12 protein-coding genes are annotated in these 15,602 nt (G+C 69.5%); 4 read left to right on the top strand and 8 right to left on the bottom strand.

Features of this window, described 5'->3' with window-relative positions; all coding sequences use genetic code 11:
* Positions 1-16 precede the first annotated feature (16 nt).
* Entirely contained in the window at positions 17-832 is an 816-nt protein-coding gene (locus tag ABR737_RS43185; protein ID WP_350257143.1) for a maleylpyruvate isomerase family mycothiol-dependent enzyme, read from the bottom strand.
* Between the two features lie 450 nt (positions 833-1,282).
* Between ABR737_RS43185 and ABR737_RS43190 the strand changes: the two genes are divergently transcribed.
* Entirely contained in the window at positions 1,283-1,867 is a 585-nt protein-coding gene (locus tag ABR737_RS43190; RefSeq protein ID WP_350257144.1) for a short chain dehydrogenase, read from the top strand.
* Positions 1,868-1,983: 116 nt separating this feature from the next.
* Here the strand turns inward: ABR737_RS43190 and ABR737_RS43195 are convergent, their stop codons facing one another.
* Entirely contained in the window at positions 1,984-3,051 is a 1,068-nt protein-coding gene (locus tag ABR737_RS43195; protein ID WP_350256613.1) for an RICIN domain-containing protein, read from the bottom strand.
* A gap of 225 nt (positions 3,052-3,276) precedes the next feature.
* On the opposite strand from ABR737_RS43195, the gene ABR737_RS43200 reads away from it, so the two are divergent.
* Together ABR737_RS43200 and ABR737_RS43205 are read left to right on the top strand one after the other, a co-directional pair.
* The gene (locus ABR737_RS43200; RefSeq protein ID WP_350256614.1) at positions 3,277-3,648 is read left to right on the top strand and encodes a hypothetical protein; all 372 of its coding nucleotides are present in this window, start codon (positions 3,277-3,279) and stop codon (positions 3,646-3,648) included.
* Between the two features lie 122 nt (positions 3,649-3,770).
* Complete coding sequence (locus tag ABR737_RS43205; protein ID WP_350256615.1) at positions 3,771-7,043, top strand: AfsR/SARP family transcriptional regulator; 3,273 nt, start codon at positions 3,771-3,773, stop codon at positions 7,041-7,043.
* Here ABR737_RS43205 and ABR737_RS43210 read toward each other — a convergent pair.
* From ABR737_RS43210 to def, 3 genes are all read right to left on the bottom strand, one after another.
* Positions 6,964-7,755, bottom strand: coding sequence for an ABC transporter permease (locus tag ABR737_RS43210; RefSeq protein ID WP_350256616.1), 792 nt, complete (start codon positions 7,753-7,755; stop codon positions 6,964-6,966). The genes ABR737_RS43205 and ABR737_RS43210 overlap by 80 nt on opposite strands.
* The gene (locus ABR737_RS43215; protein WP_350256617.1) at positions 7,752-8,723 is read right to left on the bottom strand and encodes an ATP-binding cassette domain-containing protein; all 972 of its coding nucleotides are present in this window, start codon (positions 8,721-8,723) and stop codon (positions 7,752-7,754) included. The genes ABR737_RS43210 and ABR737_RS43215 overlap by 4 nt, the downstream gene beginning before the upstream one ends.
* Positions 8,724-8,882: 159 nt before the next feature.
* The gene (def, locus tag ABR737_RS43220) at positions 8,883-9,545 is read right to left on the bottom strand and encodes a peptide deformylase (protein ID WP_350256618.1); all 663 of its coding nucleotides are present in this window, start codon (positions 9,543-9,545) and stop codon (positions 8,883-8,885) included.
* Positions 9,546-9,655: 110 nt separating this feature from the next.
* On the opposite strand from def, the gene ABR737_RS43225 reads away from it, so the two are divergent.
* Entirely contained in the window at positions 9,656-10,231 is a 576-nt protein-coding gene (locus ABR737_RS43225; RefSeq protein ID WP_350256619.1) for an ArsR/SmtB family transcription factor, read from the top strand.
* A gap of 91 nt (positions 10,232-10,322) precedes the next feature.
* On the opposite strand, the gene ABR737_RS43230 is transcribed toward ABR737_RS43225, so the two are convergent.
* From ABR737_RS43230 to dnaE, 3 genes are all read right to left on the bottom strand, one after another.
* A complete protein-coding gene (locus ABR737_RS43230) occupies positions 10,323-10,934 on the bottom strand; it encodes a GNAT family N-acetyltransferase (protein ID WP_350256620.1) in 612 nt (203 codons plus the stop codon).
* Positions 10,935-11,333 (bottom strand): nuclear transport factor 2 family protein, encoded by a 399-nt coding sequence (locus ABR737_RS43235; RefSeq protein WP_350256621.1) that lies wholly within the window; start codon positions 11,331-11,333, stop codon positions 10,935-10,937.
* 379 nt (positions 11,334-11,712) lie between these two features.
* On the bottom strand, positions 11,713-15,345 hold the full coding sequence (gene dnaE, locus ABR737_RS43240; protein WP_350256622.1) for a DNA polymerase III subunit alpha: 3,633 nt from the start codon (positions 15,343-15,345) through the stop codon (positions 11,713-11,715).
* Between the last annotated feature and the right edge of the window lie 257 nt (positions 15,346-15,602).

Below are 15,602 nucleotides of genomic sequence, written 5' to 3' on the forward strand. Positions count from 1 at the left end.
GCGTTGTCCGCCGGGTTCAGGGTGCCTTGAAGAGCGCAGGGAAGCGCGGAGCGAGCCAGGGCTTGCGGCCTCGGACGAGGATACGGCCCCGGGCGAGGGCGCCCCACTGGCCGCGGCGGCCGAGTGCCATCAGGAGGAAGGTGACCGGCTCGATGAGGATCGTGCAGTCAGGGCGGGCCGGCGGCGGTGAGCCCACGGATACCGCACCGTTGGTCACCGTCACGCCGAAGCGGGCACCACCCCACAAGCGGATCTCGTAGCGGGCGGTGAGCCCAGCCGTGCGGGAGGTGTCGGTCACCCGCGGCATGGCCGTGATCAGGAACGGCAGGGTCAGCCCGACCCGGGTGCGGTCGATCATGTGCGGACGGCCCAGTGCACGGGCGAGGTCGTAACCGTGGCCCAGCATGTGTGTGAGCAGGTACGAACCCAGCTCGGCCGGGGCCATCGGGCCGAGCGGGGTGACGACCCTTTCTTCCGTGGGGCCCTCGTCCCACGCCTTCAGGTAGGCATCGGCCTTCGCCACGATCATCGCGGCCAGTGGCTCGGCCCTCCGCTCGTCGAACTCGGCGAGTGCCTGTTCATTGGCCTGGGCGAGGCTCTGCGGGGTGCCGTCCCCGTAACTGCGGGCGTGCCCGGCCGCAATGTCGGCCATCAGCTCATTGGCCTGCGCCAGATGCGCTGCCGCCTCTCCGACGTTCCACTCCGACCCGGGTACCGGAAGCCCCATGTCGGCACCCCGGTGCAGCAGCGCGGCGATGTCCGCGGCGGTCTCGCGTATGGCCGCAGCGAGCCCATCGGGCAATGGGCTCCGTATGTCCCGCCTGGCGGGCAGCGCGTCCTGTACGTCCTGCCTGTCGGGCAGCGCGCCCCGTACGCCCCGCCCAGCCACCGATTCCACGCCGTGCCGCTCCTCGATCTCGTGCCTGCTGCCTGCTGCTGCCTGCTGCTGCCGCTGCTGCCGCCGCTGCCGCTGCCGCGCCCGCGCCGGTGTCCGTGCCCCCTGCCCGTCTTCGGTCCCGTGACCGTTCCGGATGCCGGGGCCACCGGACGGCCGCAGGCGTCGCGGCGTCGCAGCGTTGCGGGCCACGGGGACGACTGAGGCCACCGGGACCACAGGGACTGCGCGAGTACAGGAGACCAGCCAACGGAGGCTGCGACAAGACCCTGGGCAGCGGGGCCGGGGACCGCGGACGGTGCGGCGAGTACGGTGCCCGTAGGCCAGGCCCCTTCCTCGTCGGATAATGCAGGCGCCCGTAATGTCACCGCTGACATGATCGACGGCATGAAGGTACTTGTGGTCGGGGCGACAGGGACGATCGGCAGCGCCGTCGTCAGCGCGTTGGAGGCTTCTCATCAGGTGGTGAAGGCGTCGCGCAGCGGGCCGGTGAAGGCGGATCTGGCGGATCCGTCCTCTTTGGATGCGCTGTTCGCGGGGGTGTCGGACTTGGACGCGGTGGTGTGCTGTGCCGCCGGTGGCCCGCTGGTGGACCTGGAGTCGGTGTCGGACGAGGAGATCGCCGCCGGAGTGCGCGGCAAACTGTTGGGACAGGTCGCGCTGGCCCGGCGAGCCGTGCGCCATCTCCCGGAGGGCGGCTCGATCACGTTGACCGGGGGCACGTTCTCCGCTCCCCTGGAGGGCGGATCGCTGGGGGCCCTCATCAACGCCGGGCTGGAGGGCTTCGTCCGCAATGCGGCCGATGAGCTGCCGCGACGCCTGCGTATCAATCTCGTCAGCCCTGGCTGGATCAAGGAAACCCTGGAAAGCATGGGTATGGACGGGGACGACGGCACTCCCGTCCGTGAGGTGGCCCGGGCGTATGTGGCGGCCGTGGAAGGCGCCGCGCAAGGGCAGACCATTCGTCTGTGACGTCCGGGCGTGCCGTCCGCCCTGCATCGCTGAGACAGGGTGGGCCCGCGCGGTCGCTCGGGCCCACCCGTTCTCCGGTATTCCGGTCCAGTCTCCCGGTTGCCGGATAACCCGGTTCAGTCGTTGCAGGTCGTGAAGTTCGGGCTGGTCTGGGCCAGATAGATGCTGGACCGGCCCTGGTCGTCACTCTTCAGCGGAACGGTGACGGTGTCCCTTGCCTTCCACGGGAACCCGCTCGCGTCAAAGGTCCACTCGCCGGTCACCTTGGTCGCCAGTTCCGACAGCGCCACCCACCCGTACTGGTGCGACGGAACGGTGATCGTCAGGCTGTTGCCGAGTTCTTCCCGCACGTCATAGGTGACCTGACCGGAAATGGTGAGGCTGACGCTGGTCTGCACAGGGCTCGCGGCACCCGTCCCGAGGCCCGAAGTGAAGGTCACACCGAGCTGGCTCGACCAGCCGGTGGAGGTGTTGAGAGAGAACGTCCACGGCACCGGCGCCTCGGTGCCGTTGTACCAGACGGGGGAGACGCACTTCTTCGGCAGCGGCGCGGCCGGTTCCTGGGAGCCCTTGGTCCACGCACACGTGGAGCCGTCTTTCTGGCAGCGCTTCGACGCGTAGTCGACAGCGGCCTTGAGCGCCGCGTCACCTGCGCTGCCCGGGATCTTCCACTGCTGGGCCTTGGTGCCGTTGCAGCCGTAGGTCTGCGTCCAGGCGTCGTCGTACTGTGCGGCGCGGACCACGTCCAGGCACTTGTTGTCCCCGGCGCTGCGGATCATGAAGGTGTCCGTGGCGCCGTTGACGGGCTGGAAGTACCAGCGCTGCGCGGAAGTGCCGGAGCAGGACTGCTGCTTGAGCGGAAGCCCGGCCTCGATGCACTTGCCGGTGTCGTCGTTGACGAGGGTGAAGGACGAGTCGGACCCCTGAGGGCGGGCGTCCCACTTCTGGTGGTAGCCGGGGGCGGAGTTGGTGACGATGAAGACGCCGTCTCCGGTGTTGCCGTTCTGTACATCCAGGTTCCGTCCGCCGTTGACCGACGTGAACGTCAGGCAGGACAGGCCCGAGCAGTTGTCTGCGGCCTGCGCGGTACCGGCCTGGGCGGCGGAGAGGCCCAGAGTGATACCGAGCGTGGCGATGAGCATGGTGAACGCGGTGGATAAGACCGCTGATCTGGGCGGCTTCATACCAGTGCAACTCCTCTGTCCGACAACGGTGTTGGTGGTGCATTCCACCTTGTTGACCGCACTATCGCGGCTACCGCCGATTTTGAGTAGTGCGCCGCCTTCGGGGGCGGAAGGCGGCCGGCAGCGTGAAGCCCGAGGGCACTGACGGGCCGGCCAGGGCGTTCCCGGCGAAACCCATATCGTGAAGCAGCCGAACGGCCCTGAAGCATCCTGGAAGGACACATGATGGGATCCAGCTTCTTCGTCAGCGCCGACCAGCCGAACGGTGCCTCCTGGCCGTTCTCCACCGATCAACTGGTCGACTCCATAACCCGGTTGTGGCCCAGCAGCGCCGTCGGAGGCGGGCACGGGGACGTCCTTGAAATGGACGTTCATGTCGATGGCCGGACACTGACCTTCGACTGGAACATCGCACACCAGGTACTCCGCTTCCCCGACCAGGATCCCCTCGCCGAACCCGCGCGCATCGTGCACCGGCTGCTACGCGAGGTTGCACCCGATGTCCCCGCCGTCTGGTGGACGGAGTGCGACGCGACGCCGGAACCGATCGACTTGTCGCCCGATCCTGAGATATTCGTTCGCGATTTCGTCGGCTGACACCCACCCAGGCCCGTGAGGACTGTAACGCGGGCCCGGCCCGCGAGGCGGCTGCCCGGCCGCAACAGGATCCCGGCTCGCAGCACGAGCCCGGTCCCCGGTGCCTTGGCTAATCTGCTCGGGTGACCATCGACCTGACCCTGCTGCCGCGTGTCGCCTATCGCGGACAGGAGGTCACCGCGCCCCGGCTCCGCGGCCTGCTCGCGCTGCTCGCGGGCGACTTGCGCACCGGCTGCAGCACCGAACGGCTGGTGGCAGGGCTGTGGCCGGACGCGTTGCCGGAGCGGCCGGCAAAGGCGGTGCAGGTCCTGGTGTCCAGGGCGCGGGCGCAGCTGGGCGCCGGCGTCCTCGTCAGCACGCCGAGCGGGTACCGGCTCGCCCTCGCCGAGGAGCAGGTCGACAGCTCCGCCCTGCTGCTGCACGCCGCCGCCGGCGCGGACCGGGCCAGGGCCGGCGACCACGCGGGATCGCTCGCTGCGGCCGAGGCCGGACTCGCGCTGTGGGAGGGCACTTCCGACGGGGACGTTGGCACCGGCGACCCCATAGCCGCGTTACGCGCCGAGCGTGTCCCCGTCCGCGGCACGCTCGTCCGCACGCAGGCGCTCGCGCTCGCCCGGCTGGGCCGGCACGCGGAGGCAGCCGGGCCGCTGGCCGGCGCCGCCTCGGAACATCCGCGCGACGAGGAAGTGCTCGCCGAGCTGCTGCGCGGTGAGGCGGCGACGGCAGGCCCGTCCGCCGCGCTGGCGCGGTACGAGGCCTACCGCCGTGCGTTGCGCGACGAACTCGGCACGGACCCGGGCGCCGGGCTCAAGGCGGTACAGCAGGAACTGCTGTGCGGCGAGGCACCTGTGGTCAGGCACGGCGTACCGCACGAGCCGAATCCACTCCTCGGCCGGGACGAGGACATCGCGGCGGTGGCGCGGCTGCTGCGCGCCTCCCGCGCGGTCACCGTCGTCGGCCCCGGAGGCCTCGGCAAGACCCGGCTCGCATACGCCGTCAGCCGCCGGGCCGAGCAGCGCGTGGTGTATGCCGTGCCGCTCGCCGGCGTCACCGCGGACGAGGACGTGGCCGCGGAGGTGGCCTCCGCACTCGGCGCGGGCGAGGGGCGGCACGGCGCCGTGAGCGGTCGCGCCTCGGCCGACCCGCTGACCGGCATCCTCGGCGCGCTCGGTTCCGGGCCCGCCCTGCTGGTGCTGGACAACTGCGAGCAGGTCATCCGGGGCGCCGCCGCCCTCGTGCGGGACCTGCTCGCGTCCTCGGAGGACCTGCGGGTGCTCGCCACCGGCAGGGCCCCGCTGGGCCTCACCGCGGAGGCGGTGTACGCGCTGCCGGAGCTCGGTCTCGACACCTCGGCCGAGCTGTTCGCGCAGCGGGCCCGGGCCGCCCGGCCCGGCGTGGAGCTGCCGCCGGACGCGGTGGCCGGGCTGTGCCGCCAGCTCGACGGGCTGCCGCTCGCCGTGGAGTTGGCCGCGGCGCGGGTGCGGGTGCTGTCGGTGCCGGAGATCGCCCGCCGGCTCGGTGACCGGTTCGCTTTGCTGCGTGGCGGGGCGCGGGATGTGCCGGAGCGGCACCGCACGCTGCACGCGGTCGTGGAGTGGAGCTGGAACCTGCTCGCCGAGGACGCCAGGGCGGCGCTGCGCACGCTGTCCGTCTTCCCCGGCGGCTTCTCGGGCGAGGCGGCGGAACAGGTGCTGGGCGAGGGCGCGCTGTTCCTGCTGGAGCAGGTGGCCGGTCAGTCGCTGCTCACCGTCGCCGACACCCCGGCCGGCGTGCGGTTCCGGATGCTGGAGACCGTACGGGAGTTCAGTGCGGCCCGGCGCGCGGAGGCGGGTGGGGAAGAGGAAGCCGTCGGCCAATTCCTCGCCTGGGCACGGAACTTCGGGGTCGCTTACCACGACGTGCTCCTCGGCTCGGGACCAGAACCTGCCCCGGGCTCTCGGCTCCATCCCCCGGCTTCCGGCTCCGCCCGGGCGGGGGAGACTTCCTTGCGCAGGGAAGACCCCCTTGCCGCCCGGGAGCGGATCAGGGCCGAGCAGGACAATCTCGTGGCGGCCCTGCGGTACGCCCTGGCCCGTACGGACGGACCCGCCACCGCCGCCGTCACCGCCGTCCTCGCCGTCTTGTGGTCGACCGACTCCAACTACCCCCGCCTCGTCGCCCTCGCGGCCGACACCGGCCCGCCGCTGTCGCATTACCACCCCGAGCCCACATACGTCGAAGTCGCCCGCGCCGCCGCGGTGTTGTGCACGGCGAGCCTGTTCATGAACTACAGCCCGCAGGGCATCCGCCAGCTCGTCACCCTCCGGCGGCTGCCCCCGGCCCCGCCGGACACGCTGCTGCGCGCCGCCGCTGTGGTGCTGAGCGCGGTCCCCGAGATGCTGCCTCCCGGTTACGAAGTGCTGCACAGGCTCTGCGACAGCGAGCAGCCGCTGGTCGCCGGTATCGCGGAGTGCGTCGCCACCTACCTCTGGGAGTACGAGCACGACCTCGACCGCGCGCTCGCCGCGGCCCGCCGGATGACCGCCGCACTGGCACCGGTCGACAGCCCGTCCCTGCAGGTCGTGGGCCACTCTCGGCTGAGCGAGCTGTGCTTGAAAGCGGAGCAGGGCGAGGCCGCTTACGTATCCCTCAAGGCGGCGCTCGAGGCGCTGCCGCGGTTCGGCGACGCGCATGACTACATCGGCATCCGCTGGGGCCTCGCTCTTGCGTGCCTGCAGTGTGGTGACCCGGACGAGGCCGGGTTCTGGCTGCGGCAGGCGGAGGGCGACGGCACTCCGCAGCAGGACATCTTCTACAGTCCCGACCTCGGCGTGCGCGCCGAGATCGCGCTCGCTCACGGGCTGCCGGAGGCCGGACTCGGCCTGTGGCGCAGCGCCGTGGAGCGGCTGCCCGGGGCCGGCTCGATGTACAGCCGCGACCCCTGGCGCGACCCGTGGGCGCTGCAGATCCAGTCGGCAGCGGTGACCGCGCATGCGTACGCCGGCCGTCTCGGGCCCGTCGCGGAGACGGTCGACCGGCTGCGGGAGCGGCTGCGGACTCTGCTCTCCGGCCCGTCCCACTCGCGCATGGAGCTCCCGGTCTTCGGGACGGTGCTGCACGCGCTCGGCATGGCGGGGCTCGCATCCGGTGACGCCCGTGCCGTACGGATGATCGCGCTGTCCGAACGGCTGCGGGTGCTGCGCGAGTTCCAGCCGACCATGTCGGCGGCCCGCGCCCGGCAGGCGGCCCAGGGTGCCGACCGGGCGGCGTACGCCGACGCGGTGTCGGAGTACGCCGCCCTGGGCCGGGACGAGCTGCGGGAGGCAGCCCGCGTGCTCACTTCGGGGCGCGGTGGAACAACGACTTCGACCAGCTGTACCCGAGCGCGGCCAGGCCCAGGCACCAGACGATCGTGATCCACCAGTTGTTGCCGATCTCGCTGCCGAGCAGCAGGCCGCGCAGCGTCTCGATGGCCGGCGTGAACGGCTGGTAGGCGGCGATCGGCTGGAACCAGCCCGGCATCGCGTCGACCGGGACGAAGGCGCTCGAGAGGAACGGGAGGAGGAGCAGCGGCAGGGCGTTGTTGCTGGCCGCCTCGGCGTTCGGGGCGGCCAGGCCCATCCCGACGGCGAGCCAGGTGAGCGCCGTGGCGACCAGCACGAGCAGCCCGAACGCCGCCAGCCACTCCAGTGCCGTGGCGTGCGTGGACCGGAAGCCGATGGCCACGGCGACGGCGCCGACGACGACCACACTGATGACTGCCTGCAGCACGCTGCCGACCACATGCCCGATGAGCACCGACCCGCGGTGGATCGCCATCGTACGGAAGCGGGCGATGATGCCCTCGGTCATGTCCATGGCGACGGACACCGCGGTCCCGGCCGGGGTGGCGCCGATGGTCATCATCAAGATGCCCGGGACGAGATAGGCGAGGTATGCGGAACGGTCGGCGCCGCCGCCACCCAGGCCCGCACTCATCACGTCGCCGAAGACGTAGACGAAGAGCAGCAGCAGGACGACCGGCGTCAGCAGGATGTTCAGGGTGAGCGACGGGTAGCGCCGTGCGTGCAGGAGGTTGCGGCGCAGCATCGTGGACGAGTCACGTACGGCGAGCGAGAGGGAGCTCATCGGGCAGTCTCCTTGGGCTGGTGGGGGACGCCGGTGCCGCTGGTCAGGGCGAAGAACACGTCGTCGAGGTCGGGGGTGTGCACGGTCAGCTCGTCCGCCTCTACACCGGCCGAGTCCAGCCGGTCGAGGAGGGCGCGCAGCTCGCGCTGACTGCTGTCGCAGGGGATCTGCAGCACCAGGGATTCGTCGTCGCGGGGTACCTCGCGCAGCGCGACGGCGGCGGACCGGTACGCGCCCGGGTCGGCGAAACGCAGCCGCACGTGCCCGCCCGGGACGAGCCGCTTCAGTTCGCCGGCGCTCCCTTCGGCGGCGATCCTGCCGTCGCTCAGCACCGCGATGCGGTCGGCGAGCTCGTCGGCCTCCGCCAGATACTGGGTGGTGAGGAAAACGGTGACGCCGCCGGAGACCAGCTCGCGGATGATCCCCCACATGGTGTGACGGCTGCGCGGGTCGAGGCCGGTGGTGGGCTCGTCGAGGAAGAGGATCCGGGGGCTGCCGACCAGCGTCATGGCGATGTCGAGACGGCGCCTCATACCGCCGGAGTAGGTGGCGGCGGGCTTCTTCGCGGCCTCCACCAGGTCGAAGCGCTCCAGCAGCTCGGCGGCGGTGCGGCGGCCCTCGCGGCGGGAGAGGTGGTGCAGGTCCGCTATGAGGAGCATGTTCTCCTCACCGGTGATCAGGCCGTCGACGGCGGAGAACTGCCCGGTGACACCGATCGCGGCCCGCACGGCCTGTGGGTCGGCGGCCAGGTCGTGGCCGCCGACGCGCAGATCGCCGGCTTCGGCGGTGACGAGAGTGGAGAGGATCTTGACGGCGGTGGTCTTGCCTGCACCGTTCGGGCCGAGCAGGGAGAAGATGGTGCCGGCCGGCACCGCCAGGTCGATGCCGTCCAGGACGGTCTTGTCCCCGTAGGCCTTGCGCAACCCCTTGGCCGCGATGGCGAGTGAGCGCGATGTCGTTGTCGTCATGCCGCAGAGATTGCGGCAGGGCGCATTCAGCGCGGTTTCAGGAGGGTTTCAGCGCTCAGGAACCCTGGGTTGCCTCGGACGTGCCCTTCAGCTCCTTCGGCCCCATCAGCCCTCCAGGCCCCCTTCTGGTGACGGCGACCGCGCCCGGCTGCCGTCAGTTCACCGGCCCAAGTCGGCGGCTTTGACCTCGCGTCGGGCAAGGACGTCCTCGCAGCGATCGTCCATCTGCCGAAGTGCCTCGCGGCGGTCCCGTCGGGAGAGCCGGTCGAGATAGGTGTGCCCGAGGAGGTGATCGGTCTCGTGCTGCAGACACCGGGCGAAATACCCCGTTCCCTCGATCACGAGGGGAGCGCCGTCCTTGTCGAAGCCACGCACGACGGCACGATCGGTCCGCGGGACCGCCATGGAGGCACCGGGCACGGACAGGCACCCTTCGAAGTCGTCGACGAGCCGACGGCGGCCGGCCTCGGGCTGGTCGAGAACGGGGTTGACGAGGTGGCCGACATGCCGAACCCCGTAGTCGTCCGGGCAGTCGTACACGAACAGCCGCAGGTCCACACCGACCTGATTGGCAGCCAGGCCGGCACCGTCGGCCACCCACATGCTCAGGAACATGTCGTCGATCAGCGCCGACAGCTCGGCGGTGCCGAACTCCGTCACCTCACGACATCGACGGTTGAGGATGTCCTCGCCCACCACCGTGATCCGGCGTACCGAACCCCGGCCGGTTTCCGGAGGCAGAGCCGGATAGGAGTCGACCGGCTCGCCCTGGACTCGGACCCGCTGGTCGTCGGCGCGAGGTCGATCGTGCGGAAGGGACATCGTGGTTCCTTCGTGTTCGTGTGGGGCCAAGGTGATGGTATAGACGGTCGGAAGTCTTCGCGGAGTACGGCCAGTTGCGAAGTTCTTTGCAAAGTAGCAGACTTTGCAAAGTGACTGAAGAAAACGTCGACTGCCCGACCGGCCGTCCCTCCACGGCCGGTGAGGGATTGCGCGAGCACGAGGTCCGCACGGCCCTGCTCGACCTGCTTGCCGAGGTCGGCGCCGTCACGGCGACCGAAGCGGCCGTCCGGCTGGGCTACAGTTCCGGGCTCTGCTCATTCCACCTCCGGCAGCTCGCCCGCCACGGCCACATCGAGGAAGCCCCTCACCGGGGAGGCCGCGCACGTCCTTGGCGTCTGCGCCGGCCCGCTGCCGAGTCCGACCCGTCCACCGAGGGTTTCGGTGACCTCGCCCGCGGTCTGGAGGACGAGAGCTGGCAGCACTGGCTCGACCAACGAGAGCAGGCGCCGGCCGAGTGGCGCCACGACGAAGCGTTCAGTGCCGTCGCCTATCTGACACCCGAGGAGATGAGCCGGATGGCAGCCGTGATCCGTGGAGCACTTGCCCCCTATCAGGACCGCGACCACCGACCCCTGGCCCGCCCCGAGGACGCCCGGCCGGTTGCCCTCATCACCCGGCTGTTCCCTCTGCTTCCCCACCCGGCGGACGACGCGCACGAGGGCTGAGAAGCCGAGGTCCGTCCGTGGTGCCGAGGTCCATCCGCTGCTCGGAGGCCCGTCGGACGGGTGGGCGCCAACGTGGGCGCCAACTCTGAAGTCAGAGCGGCTGATCCAGGTGCACGGTCGTGGGGCGGAAGCCCGCAGCTTCGTAGAACTCACGAGCACCCACATTGAACTGCCAGACGTCCGTGACGAGGCGTCGGCAGCCTGCCGCGCGCCCCACCTCACGTACGGCCTCGAGCAGAGCTGCGCCGACACCCCTACGAGCGGCATCGGCGACTACGGCGATCTGATCCAGCGACACGATGACGTCCGAGCGCGTCAGAGCGGTGCCGGGACGGTCTTTGACTCGGGCGACGGCGTACCCGAGGGCTTCGCCTTCCGTCCCCTCGGCGAGGAGCACGGTGACCGAGGGATCGGCGAGCTGAGCGCGGAAGAAGGCTTCGACGGCAGCCGCCTCCGGGGACTCGGCGAACAGGTCGGGACGCTGTCGTGTGTGCAGGTCATGAACGATGTGGTTGAGGCTTGCGAGCAGGACAACATCGCCCGGAACAGCGGTGCGAATCTGGATCACGTCGCCATCCTGGCCGGTTGGCGCCGTCGCTGCCACATATTTCGGGGCATGGGCACACGCAGACAACCCGGGCCGGTACCCAGACACCCGGACGCGCGCCGAGAAGCCCGCCAGGGCCGACTGCGTGCCGGACACTCAGGGACCTTGATCTCGAACCACGGTTCCCTGGTGGTAGACGACCGTCCAGCCGTCGGCTTCCTGCTGCCAGATGGTCGCCCGCCGTGTCCTGCGTCCGTTGAGGACCAAGGTGTACGTCAGCAGATAGACAGTCGCGGCAAGTTCCTGACAGCGGAAGTCGGACGCCTCCCACTCCTCGACCTGCGGGGCCTTGCACCGCTCCTCCAGGACATCGAGTACATACGCTCGGCTGTAGCGCTCTCCTGACGCGCCTGTCTCCCAGAAATCCGGCGCTGTCATGGCCTCGAAATCGGCCCGTGTCGTTCCGAACTCGGTTCGGTGGAAGAGCGGTTCCCTACGGACGAGATCGTCGAGAACACCGCGTAGTCGCTCGTGGGTCACGAGGTCGGCCTCCATCCTCACCCCCTGATCAGTGGTGGGCCCAGAGGAACATGACGGCCGCAGTCACGAGGGAGGCAAGAAAGACCCAGAGGCCGGAGGAGCCGCCCCCACTGCCACCGTCCCCATTGTCGGAAGCACCGTCACGGTGATGATGGCCGCCGCCCCCGCCAGCTCCGTCCACAGAACTCACCCCGTCCGGGTTATCCAACGTTCGATGCGCACTTGTTGACGTTACCGCCTCCCGGAAGGGGGGCCGAGCCCGTGCGCAACAACCCCGGTGTGTTCGGGACAGTCCACGCCCTAACGACCGTTGCTGGTGCAGCCCGTAGCCCGTCATGACCGGGTCACCGAACGCGTCACGATCGATGCAACGGAGCTCTCGCCTGCCCCGCCATCACGCCGGGCCCGCCCACGCCTCCGCTCCGAACATGCCCTTCACGTCGGAGGCGATGGTGGTGGCGTCCACCTTGGCCTGCAGGGCGTACACGGTCGTCTTGCGTGCGCCGCGGACGCTGAGGTGGACCGGGCTGTCGCCTGGGTGGTCCGCAAGGATGCGCTTGAGTTCCCTGACGGACTGTTCGGTGATCCGGTGGGCGGGGAGGGCGAGCCGTACGGGGGGTTTTCCGCCATGCTCGGCGGAGGACACATCCAGTACCGCGAGTTCTCTGCCGAAGACGTTCACAGTTCCGTCCCGGTCCTCCAATTTGCCCTTGACGGAGATGACGTTGTCCTCGGCCAGCGCGTGCCGCACGAGCTGATAGGCGGCCGGGAAGAAGAGTACTTCGATGCCGGCATCGCGGTCCGCGAGCTGCACGATGGCCCAGGCGTTGCCCTGTTTGGTCATCTTGAGCTGGATGCCGGTGATCAGCCCGGAGAGCCGCACCTCCCCGGCGGTGCGGCCGGAGGCGAGCAGTTCCGCGATGGCGCAGTCCCGGGCGCCGGAGAGGATGTGCTCGGCGCCGTCCAGGGGGTGGGCGGAGACGTAGAGGCCGAGCATCTCGCGTTCGGTTGCCAGGAGTTGCCTGCGGGGCCACTCCGTCTCGTCGAGGGGGAAATCGAGGCCGAAGGCCGGTCCGCCGTTTCCTCCGCCGCTCCCTTCACCGTTCCCTCCACCGCCTCCTTCGCGGCCCAGGCCGGCGAAGAGATCGTCCTGCCCGAAGCTCGCCGCTCTCTTCACGGGGATGACCGCGTCGATGGCGGCCTCGTGGACGGCGGTGAGGCCCTTGCGGGAATGCTCCAGGGAGTCGAAGGTGCCGGCCTTGATCAGGGACTCCACAGCTCGTTTGTTCAGGGCGGGCAGGTCGGCCTTGTCGAGGAAGTCGGAGAAGGAGGTGAATTTCCCCCTCCGGCGTCGGGCATCGACGATGGCCTCGATGACGTGGTCGCCGACGTTGCGCACGGACCGCAGCCCGAACCGCACGTCGTCACCGACGGCGGTGAACTCGGCGACGGACTCGTTCACGTCGGGCTGGAGAACCCGGACGCCGTTCTTGCGGGCATCGGCGAGGTAGATCGCGGCCTTGTCCTTGTCGTCGCCGACAGAGGTGAGCAGGGCGGCCATGTACTCGGCCGGGTAGTTGGCCTTGAGGTAGGCGGTCCAGTACGAGACAAGGCCATAGCCGGCGGTGTGGGACTTGTTGAACGCGTAGCCGGAGAACGGGAGCATGACGTCCCACAGGGCCTTGACGGCTTCCTCGCTGTACCCGTTGCCCCGCATGCCGTCGTGGAACTTGTCCCACTCCGCGGCCAGCACCTCCGGCTTCTTCTTGCCCATCGCACGACGCAGCAGGTCGGCGCCGCCGAGGGTGTACCCGGCCAGTTCCCGGGCGATGGCCATGATCTGCTCCTGGTAGACGAGCAGATGGAAGGTATTGCCGAGGATCGGCTCCAGTGCGTCGCGCAGCTCGGGGTGGATCGGGGTGATCGCCTGGCGGCCGGTCTTGCGGTGCGCGTAGTGGGTGTGCGCGTTGGCCGCCATGGGGCCGGGCCGGTAGAGGGCGTTGACCGCCGCGATGTCCTCGAACCGGGTGGGTTCCATCTGCTTCAGCAGTACGCGCATGCCGCCACCGTCGAGCTGGAAGACACCGAAAGTGTTGCCCTCGGCCAGCAGCCGGTACGTCTTGGCGTCGTCCAGCGGGATCACGACGGTGGACGGGTCGCCGTCCAGGGGATCCACGGTGGCCAGGCTGATGCCCCGGTTCTCGCGGATGTTCTCGATCGCCTGGTCGATGACACCCAGGTTCCGCAGCCCCAGGAAGTCCATCTTGATCAGACCCATGTCTTCGCAGGACGGATAGTCGAAGCCAGTGATCTTCACACCGTCCGAGGCCCGCATGTGCAGCGGGATGCGGTCGGTGAGCTTCGTCTTGGAGAGGATCACCGCCGCGGCGTGCACACCGGTGCCGCGGGTGAGGCCTTCCACCCCACGGGCGGTATCGATGACCCGCTGCACATCCTGCTCGTTGCCGTACATCTGCCGGATCTCGCCGGCCTCCCCGTACCGCTCGTGGGAGGAGTCGAAGACGGCGGCTAGCGGGGCGGACTTGCCGTTCTGGTCCGGCGGGAGCGCCTTGGTGATCCGCTCGCCATGGGCATAGGGGTAGCCGAGGATGCGCGAGGAGTCCTTGATCGCGTTCTTGGCCTTGATCTTGCCGAACGTGTTCACCATGGCCGTGTACTCCTCGCCGTACTTCTCGGTGACGTAGCGGACCATCCGGTCGCGCTGACGGTCGTCGAAGTCGAGGTCCACATCCGGCGGATTGATGCGCTCGGGGTTCAGGAACCGCTCGAACAACAGGCCGTGCTCCAGGGGGCACAGCTCGGTGATGCGGGTGGCGTAGGCGACCAGGGAGCCGGTGGCCGACCCCCGGCCCGGACCGAGCGGGATCTTGTTCTCCCGGGCGTGGCGGCAGATGTCCGCCACGACGAGGAAGTAGGAGCTGAAGCCCATGGGGCCGATGACCGACATCTCGGTCTCGAAGCGGTCCACGATGTGCCGGGGGACCGGGCTTCGGTAGCGCATCGCCAGCCCCTGGAGGACTTCCTTGCGCAGCCACGACTCCTGCGTCTCACCTTCGGGCACGTCCGGGAACTGCGGCATCTCGTCGATGTGGTCGAAGACCTCGTCATAGGACTCGATGCGCTCGGCGATCAACAGGGTGTTGTCACAGGCCTCCGGCAGCTCCGAGAACAGACCGCGCATCTCGGCGGCGCTCTTGAGGTAGTAGCCGGAGCCGTGGAAACGGAAGCGGCCCGGGTCGTCCTTGTTCTTGCCGACACCGATGCACAGCAGGCTGTCGTGAGCGTCGGCCTGGTCCTCGGTGACATAGTGCGCGTCATTGGTGGCCAGGAGGGGAATCTTCAGTTCCCCGGCCAGACGCAGCAGGCCCTCACGGACCTCACGTTCGATGTCCAGGCCGTGGTCCATCAGCTCCAGGAAGTAGTTCTCGCGGCCGAAGATCTCCTGGTAGGCCGCGGCAGCAGCCTTCGCCTCGTCATACTGGTTCAGCCGCAGGCGAGTCTGGACCTCGCCGGAGGGGCAGCCGGTGGTGGCGATGACTCCCTCCGGTCGCTGCGCGATCAACTCCCGGTCCATGCGCGGCTTTCCGGCGGGGAACTGACCCTCATAGCTGGCCTGAGTGCTGAGCCAGAACAGGTTCCGCAGGCCCTGGACGTTCCGCGCCCACATGGTCATGTGAGTGAAGCGGCCGCCACCGGAGACATCCTTCGACCCCTCACCGTCCGCGCCCGTGGCGCGTCGGCCTCCCGGCCCCCAGAACTCCTGCTTCCGTACGAAACGGGAGGAGGGCGCCACGTACGCCTCGATGCCGATGACCGGCCTGATCCCCTCGAATCCCTTCGCCACCTGCGCGAACTCGTAAGCCCCGAACATGTTGCCGTGGTCGCTCATGGCGATGGCGGGCATCTTCTGCCGGGCCACCTCGGCGAACATCGGCCGCAACTTCTGTGCGCCGTCCAGCATGGAGTATTCGGTGTGATTGTGCAGGTGGACGAAGGAATCCGGCATCGGGGTCACCTCCGGGGTGAGTAGGAAGCCCCATCCCGGCCCGAGACGCGATGGTGGCCTTGTCGGTGGCCGACCGTGCCGAGCCGCATCGCATCGCGCCGTATTGCATTGCATCGGCAGATGGGTGGACGGCCCGGCCCAGCCCGTCGCGGTGCGGCCGCGCCGACGGGACGGCCAAGGGCCGCATCACCCGCGCGCCATCAGTCCGAGCCCTCTCGAAGTCCAGGCCTGCAGTAACCCAGCTACGAGGCAGCACG

The organism is Streptomyces sp. Edi2 (assembly GCF_040253635.1).
GTDB lineage: Bacteria > Actinomycetota > Actinomycetes > Streptomycetales > Streptomycetaceae > Streptomyces.

Excerpts from the sequence above, each read along its gene's own strand:
- ABR737_RS43195 (WP_350256613.1), bottom strand. The coding sequence starts at position 3,051 with ATGAAGCCGCCCAGATCAGCGGTCTTATCCACCGCGTTCACCATGCTC.
- ABR737_RS43190 (WP_350257144.1), top strand. The coding sequence starts at position 1,283 with ATGAAGGTACTTGTGGTCGGGGCGACAGGGACGATCGGCAGCGCCGTC.
- ABR737_RS43200 (WP_350256614.1), top strand. The coding sequence starts at position 3,277 with ATGGGATCCAGCTTCTTCGTCAGCGCCGACCAGCCGAACGGTGCCTCC.
- ABR737_RS43235 (WP_350256621.1), bottom strand. The coding sequence starts at position 11,333 with ATGGAGGCCGACCTCGTGACCCACGAGCGACTACGCGGTGTTCTCGAC.
- ABR737_RS43210 (WP_350256616.1), bottom strand. The coding sequence starts at position 7,755 with ATGAGCTCCCTCTCGCTCGCCGTACGTGACTCGTCCACGATGCTGCGC.
- def (WP_350256618.1), bottom strand. The coding sequence starts at position 9,545 with ATGTCCCTTCCGCACGATCGACCTCGCGCCGACGACCAGCGGGTCCGA.
- ABR737_RS43215 (WP_350256617.1), bottom strand. The coding sequence starts at position 8,723 with ATGACGACAACGACATCGCGCTCACTCGCCATCGCGGCCAAGGGGTTG.
- dnaE (WP_350256622.1), bottom strand. The coding sequence starts at position 15,345 with ATGCCGGATTCCTTCGTCCACCTGCACAATCACACCGAATACTCCATG.